The organism is Rhizobium leguminosarum (genome assembly GCF_002953715.1).
GTDB lineage: Bacteria > Pseudomonadota > Alphaproteobacteria > Rhizobiales > Rhizobiaceae > Rhizobium > Rhizobium leguminosarum_V.
In genome coordinates this window covers 1,695,217-1,715,318 of sequence record NZ_CP025012.1, presented here as the reverse complement: position 1 = coordinate 1,715,318, position 20,102 = coordinate 1,695,217, and the positions used below count along the sequence as shown (strand labels likewise).

The following is a 20,102-nucleotide window of genomic DNA, read 5'->3' as shown; positions in this document are numbered from 1 at the left end:
CGCTATTAGACAAGCATGCCCATCGGGTTCTCGATGTAGCCCTTGAAGGCCTGGAGCAGCTCGGCGCCCAGCGCGCCATCGACGCAGCGATGGTCGGTCGAGAGCGTGACGGACATCACGGTGGCAATCGTCATTTCGCCCTTCTTGACGACGACCCGCTGTTCGCCGGCGCCGACCGCGAGGATCGTCGCATGCGGCGGGTTGACGACGGCTGCGAAGTTCTTCACGCCCATCATGCCCATGTTCGAGACCGAACTGGTGCCGCCCTGATATTCCTCAGGCTTCAGCTTGCGGTCCTTGGCCCGCTTGCCGAGATCGCGCATCTCGTTGGAGATCGTCGACAGGGTCTTTTCCTCGGCCTTGCGGATGATCGGGGTGATCAAGCCGCCGGGGATCGAGACAGCAACGCCGACATCGGCGTGCTTGTGCTTGACCATGTTGCTGTCGGTCCAGGAGACATTGGCATCCGGAACGTCGCGCAGCGACAGCGCCATGGCCTTGATGACCATGTCGTTTACCGAGAGCTTGTAGGCCGGAGCGTTGTCCTTGCGCGGAGCCGCATCGTTCAGCTGGGCGCGCAGCGCCAGCAACGCATCGAGCTCGCAATCGACGCTGACGTAGAAATGCGGAATCGTCTGCTTGGATTCGACCAGCCGCCTGGCGATCGTCTTGCGCATGCCGTCATGCGGCACGAGCTCGTAGGAGCCAGGTTCGAAGAGCTTGAGCACGGCTTCTTCGGACGCGCCCTTCGGCGCTGCGGCAGCCGGAGCTGCGGAGGCTTGCGGAGCGGAAGCAGCAGCGGCGGGGGCTGCGGCCTTGGCGCCGCCACCAGCAACGGCGGCTTCGATGTCGCTCTTGACGACGCGGCCGTGCGGGCCGGAGCCTGCGACTGCCGAAAGATCGATACCGGCTTCCTTGGCCAGCCTGCGAGCGAGCGGCGAAGAGAAGGTGCGGCTGCCATCAGATGAAACTGAGGCGGTTGCGGCGGCGGCTGCGGGTGCCGCAGCCGGAGTAGACTGGGCCGGAGCCGGTGCAGCTTCGGCCTTCGGCGCGGCTGCACCGTCAGCTTTCGATGCCGGAGCGGCGGAACCCGCACTGCTTGCGGCAGCGGAGACATCCTCGCCATCGGCGGCGAGAACCGCAATCAGCGCATTGACCTTGACGCCTTCGGTGCCGGCGGCAACGACGAGCTTGGCGACCGTGCCTTCATCGACGGCTTCGACTTCCATCGTCGCCTTGTCAGTCTCGATCTCGGCGATCACATCGCCAGACTTGACCTTGTCGCCTTCCTTGACCAGCCATTTGGAAAGATTGCCTTCCTCCATGGTCGGAGAGAGGGCGGGCATCGTGATATTGATCGGCATCGAAACACCCTCCCCTTATTTGTAGCAAACAGCCTTCACCGCATCGACCACTTCGCCGACGTTCGGAAGGGCAAGCTTTTCGAGATTGGCGGCGTAAGGCATCGGAACATCCTTGCCTGCGATCGTCAGGATCGGCGCATCGAGATAGTCGAAGGCCTGCTGCATGACGCGGGTGGCGATTTCGGTGCCGACGGAGGACTGCGGATAACCTTCCTCGACGGTGACGAGACGGCCGGTCTTCTTCACCGATTCGATGACAGTCGGCAGGTCCATCGGGCGGATGGTGCGAAGGTCGATCAGTTCGACGTCTATGCCGATCTTTTCGAGTTCGGCGACAGCCTTGGTCGCATAGCTCATGCCGATGCCGAAGGAGACCACAGTGACGTCCTTGCCCGGACGATGGATGCGGGCCTTACCGATCGGGAGAACGAAATTGTCGAGCTTCGGCACATCGAAGTGCTGGCCGTAGAGAATTTCGTTTTCGAGGAAGATGACCGGGTTCGGATCGCGGATCGCAGCCTTCAGCAGGCCCTTGGCGTCGGATGCCGTATAGGGCATGACGACCTTCAGGCCGGGGATGGCGCTGTACCAGGCTGCATAATCCTGGCTGTGCTGGGCGCCGACGCGAGCCGCAGCACCATTCGGGCCGCGGAAGACGATCGGAGCACCCATCTGGCCGCCGGACATATAGAGCGTCTTGGCGGCAGAGTTGATGATCTGGTCGATCGCCTGCATGGCGAAGTTGAAGGTCATGAATTCAACGATCGGGCGAAGGCCGGCCATGGCGGCACCGACGCCGACGCCGGCAAAGCCATGCTCGGTGATCGGCGTATCGACGACGCGGCGGGGGCCGAATTCCTGCAACAGCCCCTGCGTCACCTTGTAGGCGCCCTGATATTCGGCGACTTCCTCGCCCATGACGAAGACGTTTTCGTCGGCGCGCATTTCCTCGGCCATGGCGTCACGAAGCGCTTCGCGCACGGTCGTCGACACCATTTCGGTGCCGGCCGGGATTTCTGGATCGTTCTGCACCTGGGCTTTCGGCTCGGCCGGAATGGGTGCGGATGCCGAAGTTGCGGCAGCCGGCTTTTCCTCCTGCGCGGCCTGCGGTGCAGCAACCGGCGCTGCTGCCGGAGCGGACGCAGACATGTCGGATGCGGATTCACCGTCCTGCAGGAGAACGGCGATCTTGGCGTTCACCTTGACGCCTTCGGTTCCAGCAGGAACCAGAAGCTTGCCGATGACGCCTTCGTCGACGGCTTCGACTTCCATCGTCGCCTTGTCGGTTTCGATTTCGGCGATCACGTCGCCTGAGGTGACCTTGTCACCTTCCTGCTTCAGCCATTTGGACAGTGTGCCTTCTTCCATGGTCGGAGAGAGGGCGGGCATGAGGATATCGATAGGCATGGGTTCCCTCCCCGATTAGAGCAGAATGTCGGTATAGAGCTCGGATACATCCGGCTCCGGATCGGCCTGGGCGAAGTCGGCGCTGTCAGCGACGATGTCGCGGACATCCTTGTCGATCGCCTTCAGATCGTCTTCGGAAGCCCAGCCCTTTTCGACGAGGCGTGCTTTGACCTGTTCGATCGGGTCATGCTCGGAGCGCATCTTCTGCACTTCGTCCTTGGAGCGATATTTCGCCGGATCGGACATGGAGTGACCGCGATAACGATATGTCAGCATTTCGAGAATGATCGGGCCCTTGCCGGAACGGCAATGTTCGAGCGCCTCGTCGGCCGCGGCCTTGACGGCGCGGACGTCCATGCCATCGACCTGAATGCCGGGGATGCCGAAGCCGGATCCGCGCAGCGAGTAGTTCGACTGTGCGGTGGCGCGCGCGGTCGAAGTCCCCATGGCGTAACGGTTGTTCTCGACGATATAGACGATCGGCAGCTTCCAGAGAGCCGCCATGTTGAAGCTCTCGTAGACCTGGCCCTGATTGGCGGCGCCGTCGCCGAAATAGGCGATGGAGACATTGTCGTTGCCGCGGTAGCGGTTTGCGAAGGCAAGACCCGTTCCAAGCGAGACCTGGGCACCGACGATGCCGTGACCGCCATAGAAATGCTTCTCTTTCGAGAACATGTGCATCGAGCCGCCCTTGCCGTGGGAATAGCCGCTGCGACGCCCGGTCAGTTCCGCCATGACGCCGCGCGCTTCCATGCCGGTTGCCAGCATATGGCCATGGTCGCGATAGGCGGTGATGACCTGGTCGCCTTCCTTCTGCGCCATCTGCATGCCGACGACGACAGCTTCCTGACCGATGTAGAGGTGACAAAAGCCGCCGATGAAGCCCATGCCGTAAAGCTGACCGGCCTTCTCCTCGAAGCGGCGGATCAGCAGCATCTCGCGATAGGCCTTGAGCTCTTCATTGCGATCGAAGTCGGCTACAGGACCTCCATTCGATGCTTTGGCTGCCGGTTTTGCTGCAGTTTTGCGGCTGGAAACGGTCGCGGTCTTTCGCGGCGCCATTCAACCCTCCCTATGGGTTTGTCGTTTCTTGGTCGCGCGTACCATAGGGAAGAAATATGACCGCAGCAATGCCATAATTGCATGGCTCATATTCGGCGCTAAATTATTGGAAAAACTACGAAAATTCTAATTAACCTGTTTCCGGTTAATTGGAATAGTGGTTGAATATGACGATCTCATCCGCGCGCGACATATTGAGCTGATAACGCGCTTTTTCGTCCAACATATCCTTGTCGAGCGAGCCGTCACTGAGGAGCGCGACCTGATTTTCCAGATGTTCGCGCTTCGCCTTCAAGACTGCAAGCTCTTTTTCACGCGCGACACGCTGATGCTCGAACGTCTCCGTTGCGCGCAGGCCGTAATCGCCATGAATGCAATGATAACCGAAATAGGAGAGGAAGGCGACCGTCATGGCCGGAATGACGAAGCGACCGATCTTTCTCTTCTTATGATGCTTTGTCCACATACACGCATGCTCTTGAACGCATTACCAATTCGTTCAATCTAACGCGCAGAGATTAACCGTTCGTTGACTCTAAAAACCGCGCAATAAAAAACCCGCGCCGGGAAGGCGCGGGTCAAACCATTGGAAATCAGATCCAATCAGCCGCGAATGATCGAGCGGCCGGCATACTGGGCCTGCGGGCCGAGGCCCTCCTCGATGCGGATCAGCTGATTGTACTTGGCAAGACGGTCAGAACGCGACAGCGAGCCGGTCTTGATCTGACCGCAGTTGGTGGCGACCGCGAGATCGGCGATGGTCGAATCTTCGGTCTCGCCGGAGCGGTGCGACATGACGGCGGTATAGGCCGCCTTGTGCGCCGTATTGACGGCGTCGAGCGTTTCCGTCAGCGAGCCGATCTGGTTGACCTTGACGAGGATCGAGTTGGCGACGCCCATGCGGATGCCGTCGCGAAGACGGGCGGAGTTGGTGACGAAGAGATCGTCGCCGACGAGCTGGGTCTTCTTGCCGGCCAGGTCGGTCAGCGTCTTCCAGCCGTCCCAATCGTCTTCAGCCATGCCGTCCTCGATCGAGATAATCGGATACTTGGCGGCGAGTTCGGCCAGATATTCGGCCATGGCGCCCGATTCGAGCGTACGGCCTTCCCCTTCGAGAACGTATTTGCCGTCCTTGAAGAATTCGGTCGAGGCGCAATCGAGGCCGAGGTAGATGTCCTCGCCCGGCTTGTAGCCGGCTTTCTCGATCGACTTGACGATGAAGTCGAGGGCTTCCGAAGCGCTCTTCAGACCCGGTGCGAAACCGCCTTCGTCGCCGACATTGGTGTTATGGCCCTGCGCGGCAAGTTCCTTGCGCAGCGTATGGAAGACTTCCGAACCCATGCGCACGGCTTCGGCGATCGAATCGGCGCCGACCGGCAGGATCATGAATTCCTGGAAATCGATCGGATTGTCGGCATGGGCGCCGCCATTGATGATGTTCATCATCGGCACCGGCAGCAGGCTGGCGGAAGCTCCACCGACATAACGGTAGAGCGGCAGGCCGGACGCCTGGGCAGCAGCCTTGGCGACGGCGAGCGACACGCCGAGGATGGCGTTGGCGCCGAGGCGCGACTTGTTCGGCGTGCCGTCCAGCTCGATCATGATGTTGTCGATCTGGATCTGGTTTTCGGCGTCGATGCCACCGATCGCATCGAAGATCTCGGTGTTGGCGGCTTCCACCGCCTTTTCGACACCCTTGCCCAGGTAGCGCTTGCCGCCGTCGCGCAGCTCGACCGCCTCATGCGCGCCCGTCGAGGCGCCCGAGGGAACGGCCGCACGGCCCATGCTGCCATCTTCGAGATAGACATCGACTTCGACGGTGGGGTTGCCACGGCTATCGAGAATCTCGCGGGCGATGATATCGGTGATTGCAGTCATGGGTTCTTCCTGCTCGGTGGGTGATAAATCGGTTCGAAACCTGTCTTAGTCGAAGGCGTGCAAATTACAATGCTGCAATTTCCAGCCTTCGAACCAGTGTTCGGATCTCGCCTAAAGCGCGTCGCGATCTTTCAGATTCGCTTGCTACGCTTTAGGTCTTTGGCTTTCCGCATGTCGTTGTCGCAAAACCGCTGCACACTTTTTCGCGACATGCCTATAGCACGATCATGTCAGGCTGTTGAACGTCAAGCCTTGGCGACAGCATCGAAGGCAAGCAGCTTTTCAAGCAGCCGCGGCATGTCCTTGAGATAGACCATGTTGGGGCCGTCGGAAGGTGCATTGTCGGGGTCCTGGTGGGTTTCGACGAAGACGCCGGCGATACCGGCAGCCACCGCTGCGCGCGCTAGCGTTTCCACGAATTCCCGCTGACCGCCGGAGGAATCGCCCTGCCCGCCCGGCTGCGCCACGGAATGGGTGGCATCGAAGATAACGGGCGCGCCCATCGCCGCCATGATCGGCAGCGAACGCATGTCGGAAACCAGCGTATTATAGCCGAAGGAGGCGCCCCGCTCGCACAGCAGCACGTTCGGATTGCCGCTGGCGTTGAGCTTCTTCAGGACGTTCTTCATGTCCCAGGGAGCGAGGAACTGGCCCTTCTTGACATTGACGACGCGGCCGGTCTTGGCGGCGGCGATGAGAAGGTCGGTCTGGCGGCAAAGGAAGGCCGGGATCTGCAGGACGTCGACGACCTTTGCCACCTCCGCGCATTGCTCGGCGGTATGAACGTCGGTCAGAACAGGAAAGCCGAATTCCTTCTTGAGGTCGGCAAAGACCTCCATGCCCTTGTCGATCCCGATACCGCGTTCAGCCGAGAGCGAGGTGCGGTTCGCCTTGTCGAAGGAGCTCTTGTAGACGAGGCCGATGCCGAGCTTTGCGCAAAGCTCTTTCAGCGTGCCGGCAACCATGAAGGCGTGGTCGCGGCTCTCCATCTGGCAGGGACCGGCAATCAGCGACAGGCGGCCGGTATTGGAAAAGGTGACCTGGCCTTGGCCTTCGCCGATCTTGACTTCGGAATTCGTCTCAGTGCTCATCGTGTGTCCTCGAAGGCGAAGAGTGTGCCCTGCCCGGGCGCGGGCTTCACCAGAATGCGATTGTTCTTGCGCGTGTATGTCACCCCGTTAGCAGCCAAATGCGCTTCTGTCACGGCAAGATCAGCGACGATGAAGAGGATTGCCCGGCCGCGTAGGCCGCGATCGGCGGATGAGCCGGCGATCTCGAAATAGGCCTCCAGCCCTTCCGGCGTCATCAGGCTGATTTTCGCGTTCGACGCCGCGACATTGACGCCGAAGCCGGTTTTCTCGACTGCCGCTTGCGCCACGGCAAGGCCGACGAAGGCGGCGAACGCGGCGGCATCAGGCGCGCAGAGCGCGATCTCGGCAATGCCGGTGACGCCATTGGCATGTGTTTCCAGCGCGCCGCGGTCGGCCGGCAGCGGATTGACGCGCTCGACGTTGAAGAGGAACAGATCGGGCGCGCGCAGGTCGCCGGCAAAAGCCAGCTTGAATCCGGCAATACTCTCGGAACCGTCCGGCATCGTCATCGGCCGGGTGAACTGCAACATCTCGCCGGCGCTCGATCCGTTGCCGACGAAGTTCTGATGATCGATGCCGGCATCCTTGCTGCCGAAAGCCAGCCCCGAAAGCCCCTCCTCGCCACAGCGGAAGCGAAAGGCCTGGTAGCGGGCAGTGAAGACATTGCCTTTCCGCGCCGATGCCGCGCTCTCCTCGACGCTCGCGATCCCGAGCGGCTCCAGATAGGTCTTGTCAGCAAAAAAGACGCAGGCATTCTCCGTTCCGAAGGGATGGCGCGCATCGGGGGCAACGGTGAAGCCGAGCTTGCCGAGCCTCTCGCGCGCCAGATCGATATTGACGACCGGCAGCACGACATGATCCAGCGGATGCGGTTTGGTGGAATGCGTGTTCATGATATCCCTCCCTGACACGGCAGAGATGTGTGACACCGCGGCCTTTAAGGCAAGTCCCGGAAGGTTCAGCAAGGGCCGACAGGGTCACAAATCGACGCATCGGACGGTGAACGCATTCACCGTCTCGGCGATATTCCGGTCCGCTTCATATCCTTCACGAACCGAAATATGCTCGACCGCAAAGGTGTATCATCGCCAACCTTTGCGAGGCACGCTGCGCGAACGTTCAAGTCGAAAACTTGTTACAAGGGGTCGACTTGGCCCTCTACCAAGCCAAGTCGGGCGGACGCAACGAATGCAAGATTTGATCCTGTAACGCAGCAGCCCATACTCGTGTGGGCGGTGCATCACGTTCACACCAAGGAGATTTGCATAGCCACTCCTGGGCGCTTGCCTCACCGAGCGCACTGCGCCGATATTCAGCGTGGGATGCGATATTTCAAATATTCGCGCATCTGGTTGAGGGCTATATCTCGGGTCAGTCCTTCCGATTGCAAACCGGCCCGCAGCCAGAGTCCATCGATCAGCGCTGTGATCGCAAGCGCCACGGCCTCGCATTCGGCGCGTGGCAGAAGATGGACCAGCGCCGACATCAGGTTGGAACGCATGCGGGCATGGATCACCTTCTGGATGCGGGCGAGCTGCGGCTCGCGGGGAACCTCGGCGCAAAGTGAAAGCCAGGCGTGGCAGATGGAAGGTCGGAAGAAACGCTCCTCGAAATTGCCTTCGATGATCGCCTCCAGTCGCTCGCAAGGCGTCGTCGCCTGTTTCAACCGAGCGTTCACCGCCTCACTGAGTGAAAGATTCGCCTCACGCATCGCATGCTCGAAGAGCTCCTGCTTGCTGCGAAAATAGTGCAGCACGATGCCTTTGGAAGCACCGGCATGGGCGGCCACTTTTTCCAACGTCGCGCCGGCCATGCCTTCCTGTTGCAGCACCTCGAAGGCCGCCTGTCGTAGCTCCTTGCGCCGGATCGCGCTGATTTTAGTCAGTTTCATGCTCGTGCCCGTTCATCTTGCCTCAATATTGACAATTCTTCCGCAAAGATCAATTATTGACTGATGGGACAATTAAATAACCGATTGGTCAATAAAGGGGACATGCAATGATTCGGCATCTGAAGACAGGCGTTCTTTCCATACTCCTCGGCGCCGTAGCCATGCCGGCTTTCGCCGCCGATCCGGAAAGCTGCAAGGTGATCCGCATGGCAGAGCCCGGCTGGAACGATCTCGCCTTCACCACTGGCGTCGGCCTCACTCTTTTGAAGGCCCTGGGATACGAGCCGCGAAGCTCGCTGCTCGGCATTGACGTCATCTATCTCAGCTTGAAAAACAAGGATCTCGACGTCTTTCTTGGCTATTGGGACCCTGCCATGGTCGCCTACTACAAGCCCTACAAGGAGGACGGCTCAGTTGAGAACGTCGTGACTAATCTGAAGGGCGCGAAATACACCTTTGCGGTCCCGACCTATGTCTGGGACGCCGGTGTCAAAGATTTCGCCGACCTGCAGAAATTCCCCGATCGGTTCGAAAAGAAGCTCTACGGCATCGAGCCCGGCTCGAACCAGTTGATGCTGGACGCGGTCAAGGATCAGACGCTCGGTCTTTCCGGCTGGGACGTTGTCGAATCCAGCGAACAGGGCATGCTCGCCGAGGTCCAGCGCCACGTAAAGAACAAGGCCTTCATAGTCTTCCAGGGCTGGGCGCCGCATCCGATGAATACCGCGCTGGATATCAGATACCTGACCGGTGGAGATAAGTTCTACGGACCGGATTTCGGCGCAGCCACGGTCTCGACGCAGGTACGCAGGGGTTACCATCAGGAATGCCCCAACGTCGCGAAACTGCTGCAAAACCTGACTTTCGACGTCGATTTCGAAAACAGAGGCATGGGTTATCTAATGGCGGATGGTTTAGCTCCGGAGGAGGCTGGCCTGAAAGCCATCGTCAGCGAACCGCGACGTCTCGATGCCTGGTTGGATGGCGTGACGACCCTCGACGGCAAACCGGGGCTTGGGGCGGTGAAAGCCAAGCTCGCGCTGTGAGCCCGTTTTGATGAGCATCGTCGATCAAGACGGATGGACGGCCCGCAAGCGCACGCTGCGCCTTATCGACGGGCGGTCGCTCGCATATATAGATAGCGGTGGCTCGGGGCCGACGCTACTGCTGCTGCACGGTTACTCGGATTCCAGCCGTAGCTTTTCGCTATTGGAGCCGTGGCTTTGCGGCTACCGACTTGTCATCCCGGATTTGCCCGGTCATGGAGGCTCCGAGGTCGGGGCAAGCATGACCGTCGCGGATTTCACCGATGACATCGTTGTGCTGACGGCGGCTCTCTCTGTTGAGCGCTTCGCGGTCATTGGCCATTCGATGGGAGCCATGATCGGTATCGACCTTGCTGCCCGGCTGCCCGACGTTGTTGCCGCGCTGGTCACGATCTCCGGTACGGTGCGCCCGGCTTTTCCGCAGCGCGATCCGGTCACGGACGGAATCCTTGGGCTTTGCGATCCGATCGATCCCGGCGATCCATTCTTCGATCTCTGGCACGCCTGTCCGCATCCGGTCGATCCATCTTTCCTCGCCCCCCTCAGCCGTGAGGCAGCAGCTATGTCGGCAGAGATCTGGCATGGCATTCTGATCTGCTTTTCCACACTCGATCTGACGGAGGCCGCGGCACAGGTCAGAATGCCCGTACTTTGCATCGGTGGTAGCGAGGATGTGCTGTTCGATGCGGGTCACCGGCTGGCGCTTGAAGATGCGCTCTCGAAAGCACAATCGGTCCTGATGGAAGGGTTCGGACATAACCCGCACTGGGAGAATCCCGAGAAGGTCTCGGTGGTTCTCCGTGATTTCTTTCACGTCACTTTTGCCTGAAAAGCTTCCTCTCTGAGAATGCGCGGCAATTAAGTGGGATTGTCCCGGAAGGTTCAGCAAGGTCCGACCAGCGTCACCAAACCGACGCAGCGCAGGGTGAACGTATTCACCGTCGGCGATATCCGGTCCGCTTCATATCCTTCACGAACCGCAATATGCTCAATAGCGATCGCTAGAAAAAACAATGCCTTAGCTGAGTAAATTCTCGAATAATTCTGAATTTCCGTCTCTTCGCCATTCCAAATTGATTTTTGTGCCTCCAGTTTTACGGAAATTTAGCTACTTGCGGAACACATATGGAACATATAGTGTCTGTTCTGGATTTGTTTCAATCACGAGGTCACAACGTCGATGCTCACGCGCAAACAACAGGAGCTTCTCCTTTTCATTCATGAGCGCATGAAGGAATCCGGCGTCCCGCCATCTTTCGACGAAATGAAGGATGCCCTGGACCTCGCTTCCAAGTCCGGGATTCATCGCCTGATTACGGCGCTTGAGGAGCGTGGCTTCATTCGCCGCCTCCCGAACCGCGCCCGTGCGCTCGAGGTCATCAAGCTTCCGGAGGCCTACAGCCCCAGCATCCAGCCCCGGCGCGGCTTTTCGCCGAGCGTCATCGAGGGCAGCCTTGGCAAGCCGCAGCCGGTCGCCAATCCTGCTCCCGCAAAACCCGTCGCCGACAACGGCAACTCGGTCTCCGTGCCGGTCATGGGCCGTATCGCCGCCGGTGTTCCGATCTCGGCGATCCAGAACAACACCCATGACATCGTCGTTCCGGCGGACATGCTGGGTTCGGGTGAACATTATGCGCTCGAGGTCAAAGGCGATTCGATGATCGACGCCGGCATCTTCGACGGCGACACCGTGATCATTCGCAACGGCAGCACCGCAAGTCCTGGCGATATCGTCGTTGCTCTCGTCGATGACGAGGAAGCGACACTCAAGCGTTTCCGCCGCAAGGGCGCCTCGATCGCGCTGGAAGCGGCCAACCCGGCTTACGAGACCCGTATTTTCGGGCCCGACCGCGTCAAGGTTCAGGGCAAGCTCGTCGGCCTCATTCGCCGCTATCACTGACATCAGGCAGTCGGGATTCGACAAAACTGTTACTGCGCCAGTCATAGGCGCGATGCCGCATCCATGGCCGCGACAACGCATCGAATGCGGTTGCGACCTCCAGGCCGGCGTCGGCGAAGCGCAACTCGGCGGAACCAGTCCTGCGCAGCGTCTCGCCGGTGAAGAGCGTCGCGCCTGAGCGGCAGCTGTTGAAGCGCAGGCGAACCGACGTCACGACGATATCGGCCGCGTCGCATGCCGGACCGAGATAGGCGGCATTGTCGATGACAGCAACCACATGACCATTGCCGAGCCTTGATGTGCACCAGGCCTTCTTGACGCAGGAAAAGCGGTTTGCTTCACCACCAGCTGCAGCCGCCCGCATCGCCGACCTTGCTTCGTTCTGCTGATCGCGGGAAAGCCTGACGCGACGGTCTTCTCCCTCCGGCGGGATGGCAGGACCATCCAACATCTTCGGCGGATCATGCTTCGGCAGGACCAGCGCTCTCTGCCACTGGTCGAAGATGAAATCCGGCGGTCTTTCACGGTTGGACGCCATGGCCCCCGCCTCGACGATTGCGACGAGACTACCATCCTCCGAAATCACCAGATCTGGCGGCCGGGGAACCGGCAGAAGCAACAGGATGAGCGTCGAGACCGCGATCATCGATGTGCCGATATGGCGCAGTCGGGTGCGTTGCAGCGTCAGCAGCAGAAAGCCTGCGACGGCTACCGCGAAATACCAGGCGGGCAAACGGCCGACGCCGATATCGCCACCCCAGCCGGACACCGTCTTTGCGACCGCGATCACCAGATCGAGGCCGAATCCGACGACCTTCCAAGGCAAAACGTCCAGACCGAAAGGCATGAGCAGCATCGCCAGCAACCCGGCCGGCATGATGATGAAGGAGATGATCGGCATCGTCGCGAGGTTTGCCGGCAGGCCGTAGGCGGTCAGGCGATGAAAATGCTCGATCGAAAACAGCGCGGTGGAGAAGCCGCCGATCAGCGAGGTCAGGAAGACGCCGCCGAAGAAACCCGCAACCGTAACAATGGGCCGAAACAACGGCAGCTTCAGGAAGGCGTTTTCGCGGACGCGCCGGTCCTTCCACAGCTGATAGCCCGAGACCAGCGCCAATGTCGCGGCAAAGGACATCTGGAAGCTCGGACCCAAGACCTCGGACGGCGAAATGGCGAGGATGACGAGCGCCGAGAGCGCGACATTGCGCAGGCTGATCGAAGGCCGGTCGAAGAAGACCGCAATCAACATGATGGCCATCATGATGAAGGCGCGTTCGGCCGAGACCGCAAAGCCGGAGATCAGGAAATAGGCCGTGACGGCGATGAGCGCGCCGGCAGCAGCAATCTTCTTGGTCGGATAGGCCTGGGCGACGCCAGGAAAGAGGCTGAGCAGCATCCGGAAGCCGACAAAGAAGATGCCGGCAGACAGCGCCATGTTGAGGCCGGAGATGGCGATGATATGAGCCAGACCGGACTGGCGCAGCGCCTCCGTCGTCTCATTCGAGATGGCGCGCCGCTCATCCGTCACCAGAGCAGCGGCGAAAGCGCCGGTGTCGCCGGGCAGAATCGACCTTATGCGGTCGCCGATACCGCTGCGCAGCCGGTAGAGCCCTTCGAGCAGCGCTTCCGTCGTCGACCTTGCAGCCTGCGGACCTGCCTGCAAATCGACCTTTGTCGGCGCACCGTAGAAGAAGCCGTTGGCGCCGATGCCATCGAAATAAGCACCGAAGGAGAAGTCGTTGAGCTCAGGAAGCGCTGGACCTGCCGGTGGCGTCAGTCGTGCCCTGCCGGTAATAATGTCACCGATCTCGAAGGGCGCGTCCGCGCCGCGGGCGATCGCGGTTATGCGCGCCGGCGGCCGCTTCACCTCCGGTGCCTCCGTGCCGGTGACGGCAAGAATATAGCGCCACCGCCCGCGACCGTCGCCTTCGCGCCGCTCGACGCGGCCGGTCACCGTCGTCGTCACTGATGAATCGAGGATCACGGTCGAAGCCCGCCGGCTCTCCAACTGCGCCGAGACCATGCCGCAGGCCACGAGCGAAAGCGCCATCAGCGTTGCCCGCAACGCCGCCCGGCTGCGGCCGGCGATGAGAACCGCCACGGTCAGAACCAACAGGCAGAGCAGCGATGCAACGAAGGGGAAGTCCGATGCCGCGAGAAACCAGAAGGCTGAGCCGGCGCCGAGGAAGACCGGCGAGAACAGCAGCAGGCGGCCATGGTCCGCTTCTTCGCCCAGCATGCGCATGCCGGCACGCAGCGATTGCGAGGCTGCTGCCGGCAGCCGGTGGCGCCACGGTGTCGCCGACTGCGTCCTTGCCGGCCGCGTCACCACGGCAGGCGCAGAAAAACCGGCGGTGTCGGCAAGGCCGGCGCCTGCTTCCGGCCGCAATTCGGCTGTCGTCAACTCCTGCATGTGCCGCCCAAGGTCACCCGCCCAGGCAGGCAGAATGCAACCACCAATCAAATCCGGCAAGAATAATCGATTGAAAAGTGAGGGAAAATTGAAAGAGCCAAAAGAGCAGTCGAATCATTGGCTTCCGATATGCATGCGGCTCATCGCTGCAGTGCCTAAAAGGTGATACTGCAATGCACAAAATGCCATCACGGTAACTTGGCATTAGCCTCGCGATCATATAGCTATCGGTGAGGACGCTTAACCCCTATGGCGCTTTTATGGCGCCACCGCCATTTCGGAGGATCAGCATGACGGATCAAAGCGCTACAATAAAAATCGGTGACAAATCAGTCGACCTTGCCGTTAAAAGCGGCACGATCGGCCCGAGCGTCATTGATATCGGTGCCCTCTACAAGAACACGGCTTCCTTCACCTACGATCCGGGTTTCACGTCGACTGCATCCTGTGAATCGAAAATCACCTACATCGACGGCGACGAAGGTGTCCTGCTGCATCGCGGCTATCCGATCGAGCAGCTCGCCGAACATGGCGACTTCCTCGAGGTCTGCTACCTCTTGCTTTACGGCGAACTGCCGACCACCGTGCAGAAGAAGGATTTCGATTATCGCGTCACGCACCACACCATGGTGCACGAGCAGATGAGCCGCTTCTTCACCGGCTTCCGCCGCGACGCGCATCCGATGGCCGTCATGTGCGGCTGCGTCGGCGCGCTGTCGGCCTTCTATCACGACTCCACAGACATCACCGATCCGCACCAGCGCATGGTCGCCAGCCTGCGCATGATCGCCAAGATGCCGACGCTTGCCGCCATGGCCTACAAGTACCATATCGGCCAGCCCTTCGTTTACCCGAAGAACGACCTCGACTACGCCTCGAACTTCCTGCGCATGTGTTTTGCCGTCCCTTGCGAGGAATATGTGGTCAATCCGGTGCTTGCCCGCGCCATGGACCGCATCTTCATCCTGCATGCCGATCATGAGCAGAACGCCTCGACCTCGACCGTCCGTCTCGCCGGTTCGTCGGGCGCCAACCCGTTCGCCTGCATCGCCGCCGGCATCGCCTGCCTCTGGGGCCCCGCACATGGCGGCGCCAACGAAGCAGCGCTCAACATGCTGAACGAGATCGGCTCGGTCGACCACATTCCGGAATATATCGCCCGCGCCAAGGACAAGAACGATCCGTTCCGCCTGATGGGCTTCGGTCACCGCGTCTACAAGAACTACGATCCGCGCGCCAAGATCATGCAGAAGACGACGCATGAAGTGCTCGGCGAACTCGGCATCAAGGATGATCCGTTGCTCGAAGTGGCGATGGAGCTGGAGCGCATCGCGCTCACCGACGAATATTTCATCGAAAAGAAGCTCTATCCGAACATCGACTTCTATTCCGGCATCACGCTGAAGGCGCTGGGCTTCCCCACGACCATGTTCACCGTGCTCTTCGCGCTTGCCCGCACCGTCGGCTGGATCGCGCAGTGGAACGAGATGATCGAGGATCCGGAACAGCGCATCGGCCGTCCGCGCCAGCTCTATGTCGGCGAACCGAAGCGCGATTACATCCCGGTTTCGAAGCGCTGATCGCTTCAAGAGAACCCAAAAGAAAACCCGGTTAGAAACGACCGGGTTTTTTCTTTTTCAGCACGTCGAGAAGGATCTCGGCGGCGTGCTCGCCGGGCGGCTTTTCGGTCTGCATGCGTTGCCAGACGAGATCGTAACCCTCGTTCATCGCCTTCAATTGGAGCGTATCGGCCGACAGCCGCTCCATCCAGCGCGCCAGGCTGGCGCCGCGGACCACCTCGTTCAGATATTCCGGCACGACGGCATAATCGGCGATGATATTGGGCAATGCGCCCGTCCATACCTTGATGCGCTTGGTCAGCAGACTGATGATCCAATCCGTCTTATAGACGGACACCGTCGGCACGCCGGCAAGGCCGAGTTCGAGGATTACCGTACCGGAAGCCGCCATCGCCGCATCCGCTTCGGCAAAGGCCTTCCACTTCTGCACCGACCCGACCACCACTTCAGGCGGCGTGGCCCAGCCTGCTACGAGACCCTTCACCAGCGCTTCGTTGTGCGGCACGGTCGGCAGCAGGAAGCGCATCGGGCCGTTGCGGGCGACGAGTTCTTTGGCCGCATCCTCGAAGAACGGCAGGAGCTTGGCAACTTCGGAGGATCTTGACCCAGGAAGCATCAGGATCGTCTTACCCGCTCCGCCGACGGCTGCGCGCCCGGCGCGCAACCGCCGCGCTTCGAGCAGCGCCGGATCGGCGATCAGGCGATGGCCGACGTAGGTGGTCTCGGGCCCGCCGAGCGTGCGCATGACCGCCGGCTCGAAGGGCAGGACGGCGAACACATGATCGACGTAGCCGAGCATGCGCGTGGCGCGATATTCCTTCCAGGCCCAGACGCTCGGACAGACGTAATTGACAACAGGCAGATCGGGCAGCGCGGCGCGGACACGCTTTGCGACGCGATGGGTGAAATCCGGGCTGTCGATAATGAGAAGAATATCAGGCCTTGCGGCGATGATGGCAGCCGTCGTCTGGCGGATCAAAGTATAGAGCTTCGGCAGCCGGCTCAGCACCTGAGTGATGCCCATGATCGACAGCTCGGAGAAATCGAAGAGAGATCGCAAGCCTTCCGCCTGCAGCCCTTCGCCGCCGACGCCGACGAGTTCCACCGGTCCGCTATGAATCCGCTTCAGGGCGGCGATGAGATCGGCACCGAGCAGATCCCCCGACACCTCGCCGGCAATGACGGCGATCTTCAGCGGCGCCCCGTTCATTCAAACCCCCATGCAGGCAGGCCGCGATCGATGCCACAGACGAAGAGCCCAGCTTCATCGGCGGCTTTGATGACGGCGGCGCGATCGAGCACCAGCGAGCGGCCGGCCTCGACGGCGACGCCGGCAAGGCCGGCTTTCCTCGCGTTGAGAACCGTGGAAACGCCGATCGCCGGCAAGTCGGCGCGAATATCCTGTTGCGGCTTGCAGAGTTTGACGAGTGCGCCACGGCGGCGCGGCGAGATGCGCCCAGCGGCTCTGAGACCCGCGACACGCTCCAGCATCTCGTCCGTGCCCTCAAGACCCTCCAGCGCGACGATACGCCCGCCGATGGCGACGGCGCCCTGACCGACATCGAGCCGGCCCAGCATCTCAGCGGCATCGGCTGCGCGCCTGATATCGCGTCGGTCTTCCTCGCCAGGCGCTGCAGCGCCAAGCGGACCGACGTAGGCAAGAAGGTCGGGAGCGATCTCATGAGCGCCGACGACCCGGCGGCCGTTTCCCTCGATCAGCCGGATCACCATCTGCAGCACCGTATCGTCGCCGCCGGACAGCAAGGTGCGGATCACGGCCGGCATCTTCATCAGAGTGCGCAGCGTCGGGCGCACCTCGCGCCATTCCGGCCGGCGCCGCACGCTGCCGGACATGACGACACGACCGATGCCGTAGCGGTTCAAGAGGCCCTCGAGAGCTGCAAAATCGCCGACGCCGATGACGGCATGGTCATACCCTTCCCAGCGCCGGTCGCTTTCGTCCTTCAGCGCGACGATGACGGGATTTTCGCCCGCCGCGCGCGCAGCTTCGGCGACATAGGAAGGCAGAAGGCCGCCGCCGGCGATGATCGCCAGCCGGCCCGCAGCGGTATCGCCGGAAAGAGTCACGGACTAGCCCTTCTGTCCTCGGGTCGGCGAGGACAAGGCGCGGTCGCTGTCGGCGGCGATGAAGTCGAGGATGTGGACCGCCTGCTCGCAATCGGCATATTCTTCGCGGATGGCGGCGGCGTTTTCGCGGACGGAGCCCGTTCCTTCGAAGATCGACTTGTAGGCGCGGCGCACCCTGTGGATGACGGCGCGGTCGACGCCGGCACGCGTCATGCCGACGACGTTGAGGCCGCTCAGCAGCCCGGGATTGCCGTTCAGCATGCCGTAGGGAATGACGTCGTAACTCACTGCCGAGAGCCCACCGACGAAGGCCTGACGGCCGACGCGGGTAAACTGGTGAACGGCCGAGCCGCCGCCCAGGATAACGCGATCCTCGATGACGACATGGCCGGCGAGCATGACGTTGTTCGACATGATCACGTGATTGCCGACCCGGCAGTCATGCGCGACATGGGAATTGGCAAGGAAGAGGTTGTTGTCGCCGACGATCGTCTGACCGCCGAAATCGGCCGTGCCGGTGTTCATCGTCACGCCTTCGCGGATCGTGCAGTTGGCGCCGACCGTCAGCGTGGTCTCCTCGCCGCCATGATGCACGCTCTGCGGATCGCCGCCGACGACCGCCATCGGGAAGATGCGGGTGCCCTTGCCGATCACGGTGCGGCCGGTAACGACCGCATGCGACAAAAGCTCGACATTCGCATGCAGGACGACGTGCGACCCGACATGGCAGAAGGGACCGATCTTGACGCCCTCACCGATAACAGCACCGTCTTCGACGACAGCCATCGGATGAATGCGGGCGCTTTCGGCGATAGTGCTCATGCCTGATCCTTACGAACGATCATCGCGCCGATATCGGCTTCGGCGACAAGCGCGCCGTCGACCTTGGCATCGCAATGGAATTTCCAGATATTGCCGCGCTGCTTGTGCTTCCTGACATGGAATTCAACACGATCGCCGGGCACGACGGGCTTGCGGAAGCGCGCATTCTCGATAGTCATGAAATAGACGAGGTTGCCGGGCTGGCCATCCTTCTTGGCACAGATCGCACCAGCGGTCTGAGCCATGCCCTCAATCAAGAGAACGCCGGGCATGATCGGAGCTTCCGGAAAATGGCCAGTGAAATGCGGTTCGTTCACGGTGACGTTCTTGATGCCAATCGCTGTGTTGTCGCCGTCGATCTCGATGATCTTGTCGACCATGAGAAACGGGTAGCGATGCGGCAGCAGTTTCATGATCTCGATGATGTCAGCCGAAGAAAGCGTTGTCGTGGCTTCCTCAGTCATTTTGCTCGCCTCCAGGTTTCTTCCCGCGCACTCTCGTCTTGGACATCATTTGCGCGACATCTCTCAGATAGTCATTTAGCGGACGCGCCGGTGTGCCACCATATTGTCCGCCGGCGGCAAGATCAGTCATGATACCGCTTTGGGCGGCGATCTGCACGCCGTCGCCGATCGTCACATGCCCCTTGATGCCGACCTGGCCGCCGATCTGAACGCCATTGCCGATTTTCGCGCTGCCGGCGATGCCGACCTGCGCGACGATGGCGCAATGGCGGCCGATCTGAACGTTGTGGCCGATCTGTACCTGGTTGTCGATCTTGGTGCCTTCGCCGATCACCGTATCGTCCATGGCGCCGCGATCGATCGTGGTGTTGGCGCCGATCTCGACATTATCCTGGATGATCACCCGGCCGATCTGGACGATCTTGATCATGCCGCGCGGACCCGGTGCATAACCGAAGCCATCCTGGCCGATGCGAGCGCCGTTATGGATGATCACGCCATTGCCGAGCAACGCGCAGAGAATGCTCGCGCCGGCCGCAATCGAACAATCCCGGCCAATCTTGACATTCGGGCCGATGATGCTGTGCGCGCCAATACGCGTCCCTTCACCGATCTCGGCATGCGCACCGATGACGGCCAGCGGCTCGACGATCACACCCTTTTCAAGCTTGGCGCTCGGATCGATCACCGCGCTTGGCGCAATTTCGCTTTTACCGGAAACGACGACCGGGCGCAGTGCCGCGGGATAGAATAGGCCGCCCGCCATCGCGAAGGCCGCATGCGGATTGGACGACAGGATGACCGGGATATGTTGGGGTACCAGATCGGCGAGCGCCTTGTCGCAGATCACCGCCGAGGCTTCGCATGTCGCCAGCTCATCGCGGCTGCGGCGCGACAGGATATAACAGACATCGCCTGCCCGTGCCCGGCTGATGGGGGCAACGGACCTGACAATAACACCGGCATGGTCGGAATTAACAAGGTCCGCCCCAAGAAACTCTGCCAGCTCAGCGAGCTTCAGACCTTCATGGGGCAGAAAAAAAACGTTTTGCTCCATCGGCAATGCTCCAGAACGGAATTGAGTCTTACAGTTCCG

At 60.9% G+C, this 20,102-nt stretch carries 18 protein-coding genes; 4 read left to right on the top strand and 14 right to left on the bottom strand.

The window, feature by feature from the left end:
* Nucleotides 1-5 precede the first annotated feature (5 nt).
* The 8 genes from CUJ84_RS08765 to betI all read right to left on the bottom strand — a co-directional run bounded on the left by CUJ84_RS08765 (nucleotide 6) and on the right by betI (nucleotide 8,693).
* The gene (locus tag CUJ84_RS08765) at nucleotides 6-1,364 is read right to left on the bottom strand and encodes a pyruvate dehydrogenase complex dihydrolipoamide acetyltransferase (RefSeq protein WP_105005893.1); all 1,359 of its coding nucleotides are present in this window, start codon (nucleotides 1,362-1,364) and stop codon (nucleotides 6-8) included.
* A 15-nt stretch (nucleotides 1,365-1,379) separates the two neighbouring features.
* Nucleotides 1,380-2,771 (bottom strand): pyruvate dehydrogenase complex E1 component subunit beta, encoded by a 1,392-nt coding sequence (locus tag CUJ84_RS08760; protein WP_105005892.1) that lies wholly within the window; start codon nucleotides 2,769-2,771, stop codon nucleotides 1,380-1,382.
* Nucleotides 2,772-2,786: 15 nt separating this feature from the next.
* Complete coding sequence (gene pdhA, locus CUJ84_RS08755; RefSeq protein WP_024320711.1) at nucleotides 2,787-3,833, bottom strand: pyruvate dehydrogenase (acetyl-transferring) E1 component subunit alpha; 1,047 nt, start codon at nucleotides 3,831-3,833, stop codon at nucleotides 2,787-2,789.
* Between the two features lie 145 nt (nucleotides 3,834-3,978).
* Complete coding sequence (locus CUJ84_RS08750; RefSeq protein WP_018241902.1) at nucleotides 3,979-4,299, bottom strand: FtsB family cell division protein; 321 nt, start codon at nucleotides 4,297-4,299, stop codon at nucleotides 3,979-3,981.
* Nucleotides 4,300-4,436: 137 nt separating this feature from the next.
* Nucleotides 4,437-5,711 (bottom strand): phosphopyruvate hydratase, encoded by a 1,275-nt coding sequence (gene eno / locus CUJ84_RS08745; RefSeq protein WP_105005891.1) that lies wholly within the window; start codon nucleotides 5,709-5,711, stop codon nucleotides 4,437-4,439.
* 245 nt (nucleotides 5,712-5,956) lie between these two features.
* Nucleotides 5,957-6,802, bottom strand: coding sequence for a 3-deoxy-8-phosphooctulonate synthase (kdsA, locus tag CUJ84_RS08740; protein ID WP_105005890.1), 846 nt, complete (start codon nucleotides 6,800-6,802; stop codon nucleotides 5,957-5,959).
* A complete protein-coding gene (locus CUJ84_RS08735) occupies nucleotides 6,799-7,695 on the bottom strand; it encodes a VOC family protein (protein ID WP_105005889.1) in 897 nt (298 codons plus the stop codon). Before CUJ84_RS08735 ends, kdsA begins: the two co-directional genes overlap by 4 nt.
* A gap of 419 nt (nucleotides 7,696-8,114) precedes the next feature.
* Nucleotides 8,115-8,693, bottom strand: a complete 579-nt coding sequence (betI, locus tag CUJ84_RS08730) for a choline-binding transcriptional repressor BetI (protein WP_105005888.1) — start codon at nucleotides 8,691-8,693, stop codon at nucleotides 8,115-8,117.
* 107 nt (nucleotides 8,694-8,800) lie between these two features.
* Here betI and choX point away from each other — a divergent pair, with 107 nt between their 5' ends.
* The 3 genes from choX (at nucleotide 8,801) to lexA (ending at nucleotide 11,639) form a co-directional block, all read left to right on the top strand.
* Nucleotides 8,801-9,739: a choline ABC transporter substrate-binding protein gene (gene choX, locus CUJ84_RS08725; RefSeq protein WP_105005887.1), complete on the top strand. Its 939-nt coding sequence runs from the start codon at nucleotides 8,801-8,803 to the stop codon at nucleotides 9,737-9,739.
* Between the two features lie 10 nt (nucleotides 9,740-9,749).
* Nucleotides 9,750-10,568 (top strand): alpha/beta fold hydrolase, encoded by an 819-nt coding sequence (locus CUJ84_RS08720; RefSeq protein WP_245457541.1) that lies wholly within the window; start codon nucleotides 9,750-9,752, stop codon nucleotides 10,566-10,568.
* A gap of 351 nt (nucleotides 10,569-10,919) precedes the next feature.
* The gene (gene lexA, locus CUJ84_RS08715; RefSeq protein WP_027684831.1) at nucleotides 10,920-11,639 is read left to right on the top strand and encodes a transcriptional repressor LexA; all 720 of its coding nucleotides are present in this window, start codon (nucleotides 10,920-10,922) and stop codon (nucleotides 11,637-11,639) included.
* Here lexA and CUJ84_RS08710 read toward each other — a convergent pair.
* Nucleotides 11,620-14,052 (bottom strand): ComEC/Rec2 family competence protein, encoded by a 2,433-nt coding sequence (locus tag CUJ84_RS08710; RefSeq protein WP_105005885.1) that lies wholly within the window; start codon nucleotides 14,050-14,052, stop codon nucleotides 11,620-11,622. The genes lexA and CUJ84_RS08710 overlap by 20 nt on opposite strands.
* Before the next feature lie 290 nt (nucleotides 14,053-14,342).
* Between CUJ84_RS08710 and gltA the strand changes: the two genes are divergently transcribed.
* Nucleotides 14,343-15,632: a citrate synthase gene (gene gltA / locus CUJ84_RS08705; RefSeq protein WP_018241898.1), complete on the top strand. Its 1,290-nt coding sequence runs from the start codon at nucleotides 14,343-14,345 to the stop codon at nucleotides 15,630-15,632.
* Between the two features lie 31 nt (nucleotides 15,633-15,663).
* On the opposite strand, the gene lpxB is transcribed toward gltA, so the two are convergent.
* The 5 genes from lpxB to lpxD are packed head-to-tail and all read right to left on the bottom strand — an operon-like array spanning nucleotide 15,664 to nucleotide 20,063.
* Nucleotides 15,664-16,842 carry a lipid-A-disaccharide synthase gene (lpxB, locus tag CUJ84_RS08700; protein WP_105005884.1) on the bottom strand — a complete coding sequence of 393 codons (1,179 nt, stop codon included), beginning with the start codon at nucleotides 16,840-16,842 and terminating at the stop codon, nucleotides 15,664-15,666.
* A complete protein-coding gene (locus CUJ84_RS08695) occupies nucleotides 16,839-17,720 on the bottom strand; it encodes an LpxI family protein (RefSeq protein WP_105005883.1) in 882 nt (293 codons plus the stop codon). Before CUJ84_RS08695 ends, lpxB begins: the two co-directional genes overlap by 4 nt.
* Nucleotides 17,721-17,723: 3 nt before the next feature.
* Nucleotides 17,724-18,542 carry an acyl-ACP--UDP-N-acetylglucosamine O-acyltransferase gene (gene lpxA / locus CUJ84_RS08690; RefSeq protein WP_027684835.1) on the bottom strand — a complete coding sequence of 273 codons (819 nt, stop codon included), beginning with the start codon at nucleotides 18,540-18,542 and terminating at the stop codon, nucleotides 17,724-17,726.
* Entirely contained in the window at nucleotides 18,539-19,006 is a 468-nt protein-coding gene (gene fabZ / locus CUJ84_RS08685) for a 3-hydroxyacyl-ACP dehydratase FabZ (protein ID WP_027684836.1), read from the bottom strand. Before fabZ ends, lpxA begins: the two co-directional genes overlap by 4 nt.
* On the bottom strand, nucleotides 18,999-20,063 hold the full coding sequence (gene lpxD / locus CUJ84_RS08680; protein WP_105005882.1) for a UDP-3-O-(3-hydroxymyristoyl)glucosamine N-acyltransferase: 1,065 nt from the start codon (nucleotides 20,061-20,063) through the stop codon (nucleotides 18,999-19,001). The genes fabZ and lpxD overlap by 8 nt, the downstream gene beginning before the upstream one ends.
* Nucleotides 20,064-20,102 lie beyond the last annotated feature (39 nt).

Excerpts from the sequence above, each read along its gene's own strand:
- CUJ84_RS08765 (WP_105005893.1), bottom strand. The coding sequence starts at position 1,364 with ATGCCGATCAATATCACGATGCCCGCCCTCTCTCCGACCATGGAGGAA.
- CUJ84_RS08760 (WP_105005892.1), bottom strand. The coding sequence starts at position 2,771 with ATGCCTATCGATATCCTCATGCCCGCCCTCTCTCCGACCATGGAAGAA.
- pdhA (WP_024320711.1), bottom strand. The coding sequence starts at position 3,833 with ATGGCGCCGCGAAAGACCGCGACCGTTTCCAGCCGCAAAACTGCAGCA.
- CUJ84_RS08750 (WP_018241902.1), bottom strand. The coding sequence starts at position 4,299 with ATGTGGACAAAGCATCATAAGAAGAGAAAGATCGGTCGCTTCGTCATT.
- eno (WP_105005891.1), bottom strand. The coding sequence starts at position 5,711 with ATGACTGCAATCACCGATATCATCGCCCGCGAGATTCTCGATAGCCGT.
- kdsA (WP_105005890.1), bottom strand. The coding sequence starts at position 6,802 with ATGAGCACTGAGACGAATTCCGAAGTCAAGATCGGCGAAGGCCAAGGC.
- CUJ84_RS08735 (WP_105005889.1), bottom strand. The coding sequence starts at position 7,695 with ATGAACACGCATTCCACCAAACCGCATCCGCTGGATCATGTCGTGCTG.
- betI (WP_105005888.1), bottom strand. The coding sequence starts at position 8,693 with ATGAAACTGACTAAAATCAGCGCGATCCGGCGCAAGGAGCTACGACAG.
- choX (WP_105005887.1), top strand. The coding sequence starts at position 8,801 with ATGATTCGGCATCTGAAGACAGGCGTTCTTTCCATACTCCTCGGCGCC.
- CUJ84_RS08720 (WP_245457541.1), top strand. The coding sequence starts at position 9,750 with ATGAGCATCGTCGATCAAGACGGATGGACGGCCCGCAAGCGCACGCTG.
- lexA (WP_027684831.1), top strand. The coding sequence starts at position 10,920 with ATGCTCACGCGCAAACAACAGGAGCTTCTCCTTTTCATTCATGAGCGC.
- CUJ84_RS08710 (WP_105005885.1), bottom strand. The coding sequence starts at position 14,052 with ATGCAGGAGTTGACGACAGCCGAATTGCGGCCGGAAGCAGGCGCCGGC.
- gltA (WP_018241898.1), top strand. The coding sequence starts at position 14,343 with ATGACGGATCAAAGCGCTACAATAAAAATCGGTGACAAATCAGTCGAC.
- lpxB (WP_105005884.1), bottom strand. The coding sequence starts at position 16,842 with ATGAACGGGGCGCCGCTGAAGATCGCCGTCATTGCCGGCGAGGTGTCG.
- lpxA (WP_027684835.1), bottom strand. The coding sequence starts at position 18,542 with ATGAGCACTATCGCCGAAAGCGCCCGCATTCATCCGATGGCTGTCGTC.
- fabZ (WP_027684836.1), bottom strand. The coding sequence starts at position 19,006 with ATGACTGAGGAAGCCACGACAACGCTTTCTTCGGCTGACATCATCGAG.
- lpxD (WP_105005882.1), bottom strand. The coding sequence starts at position 20,063 with ATGGAGCAAAACGTTTTTTTTCTGCCCCATGAAGGTCTGAAGCTCGCT.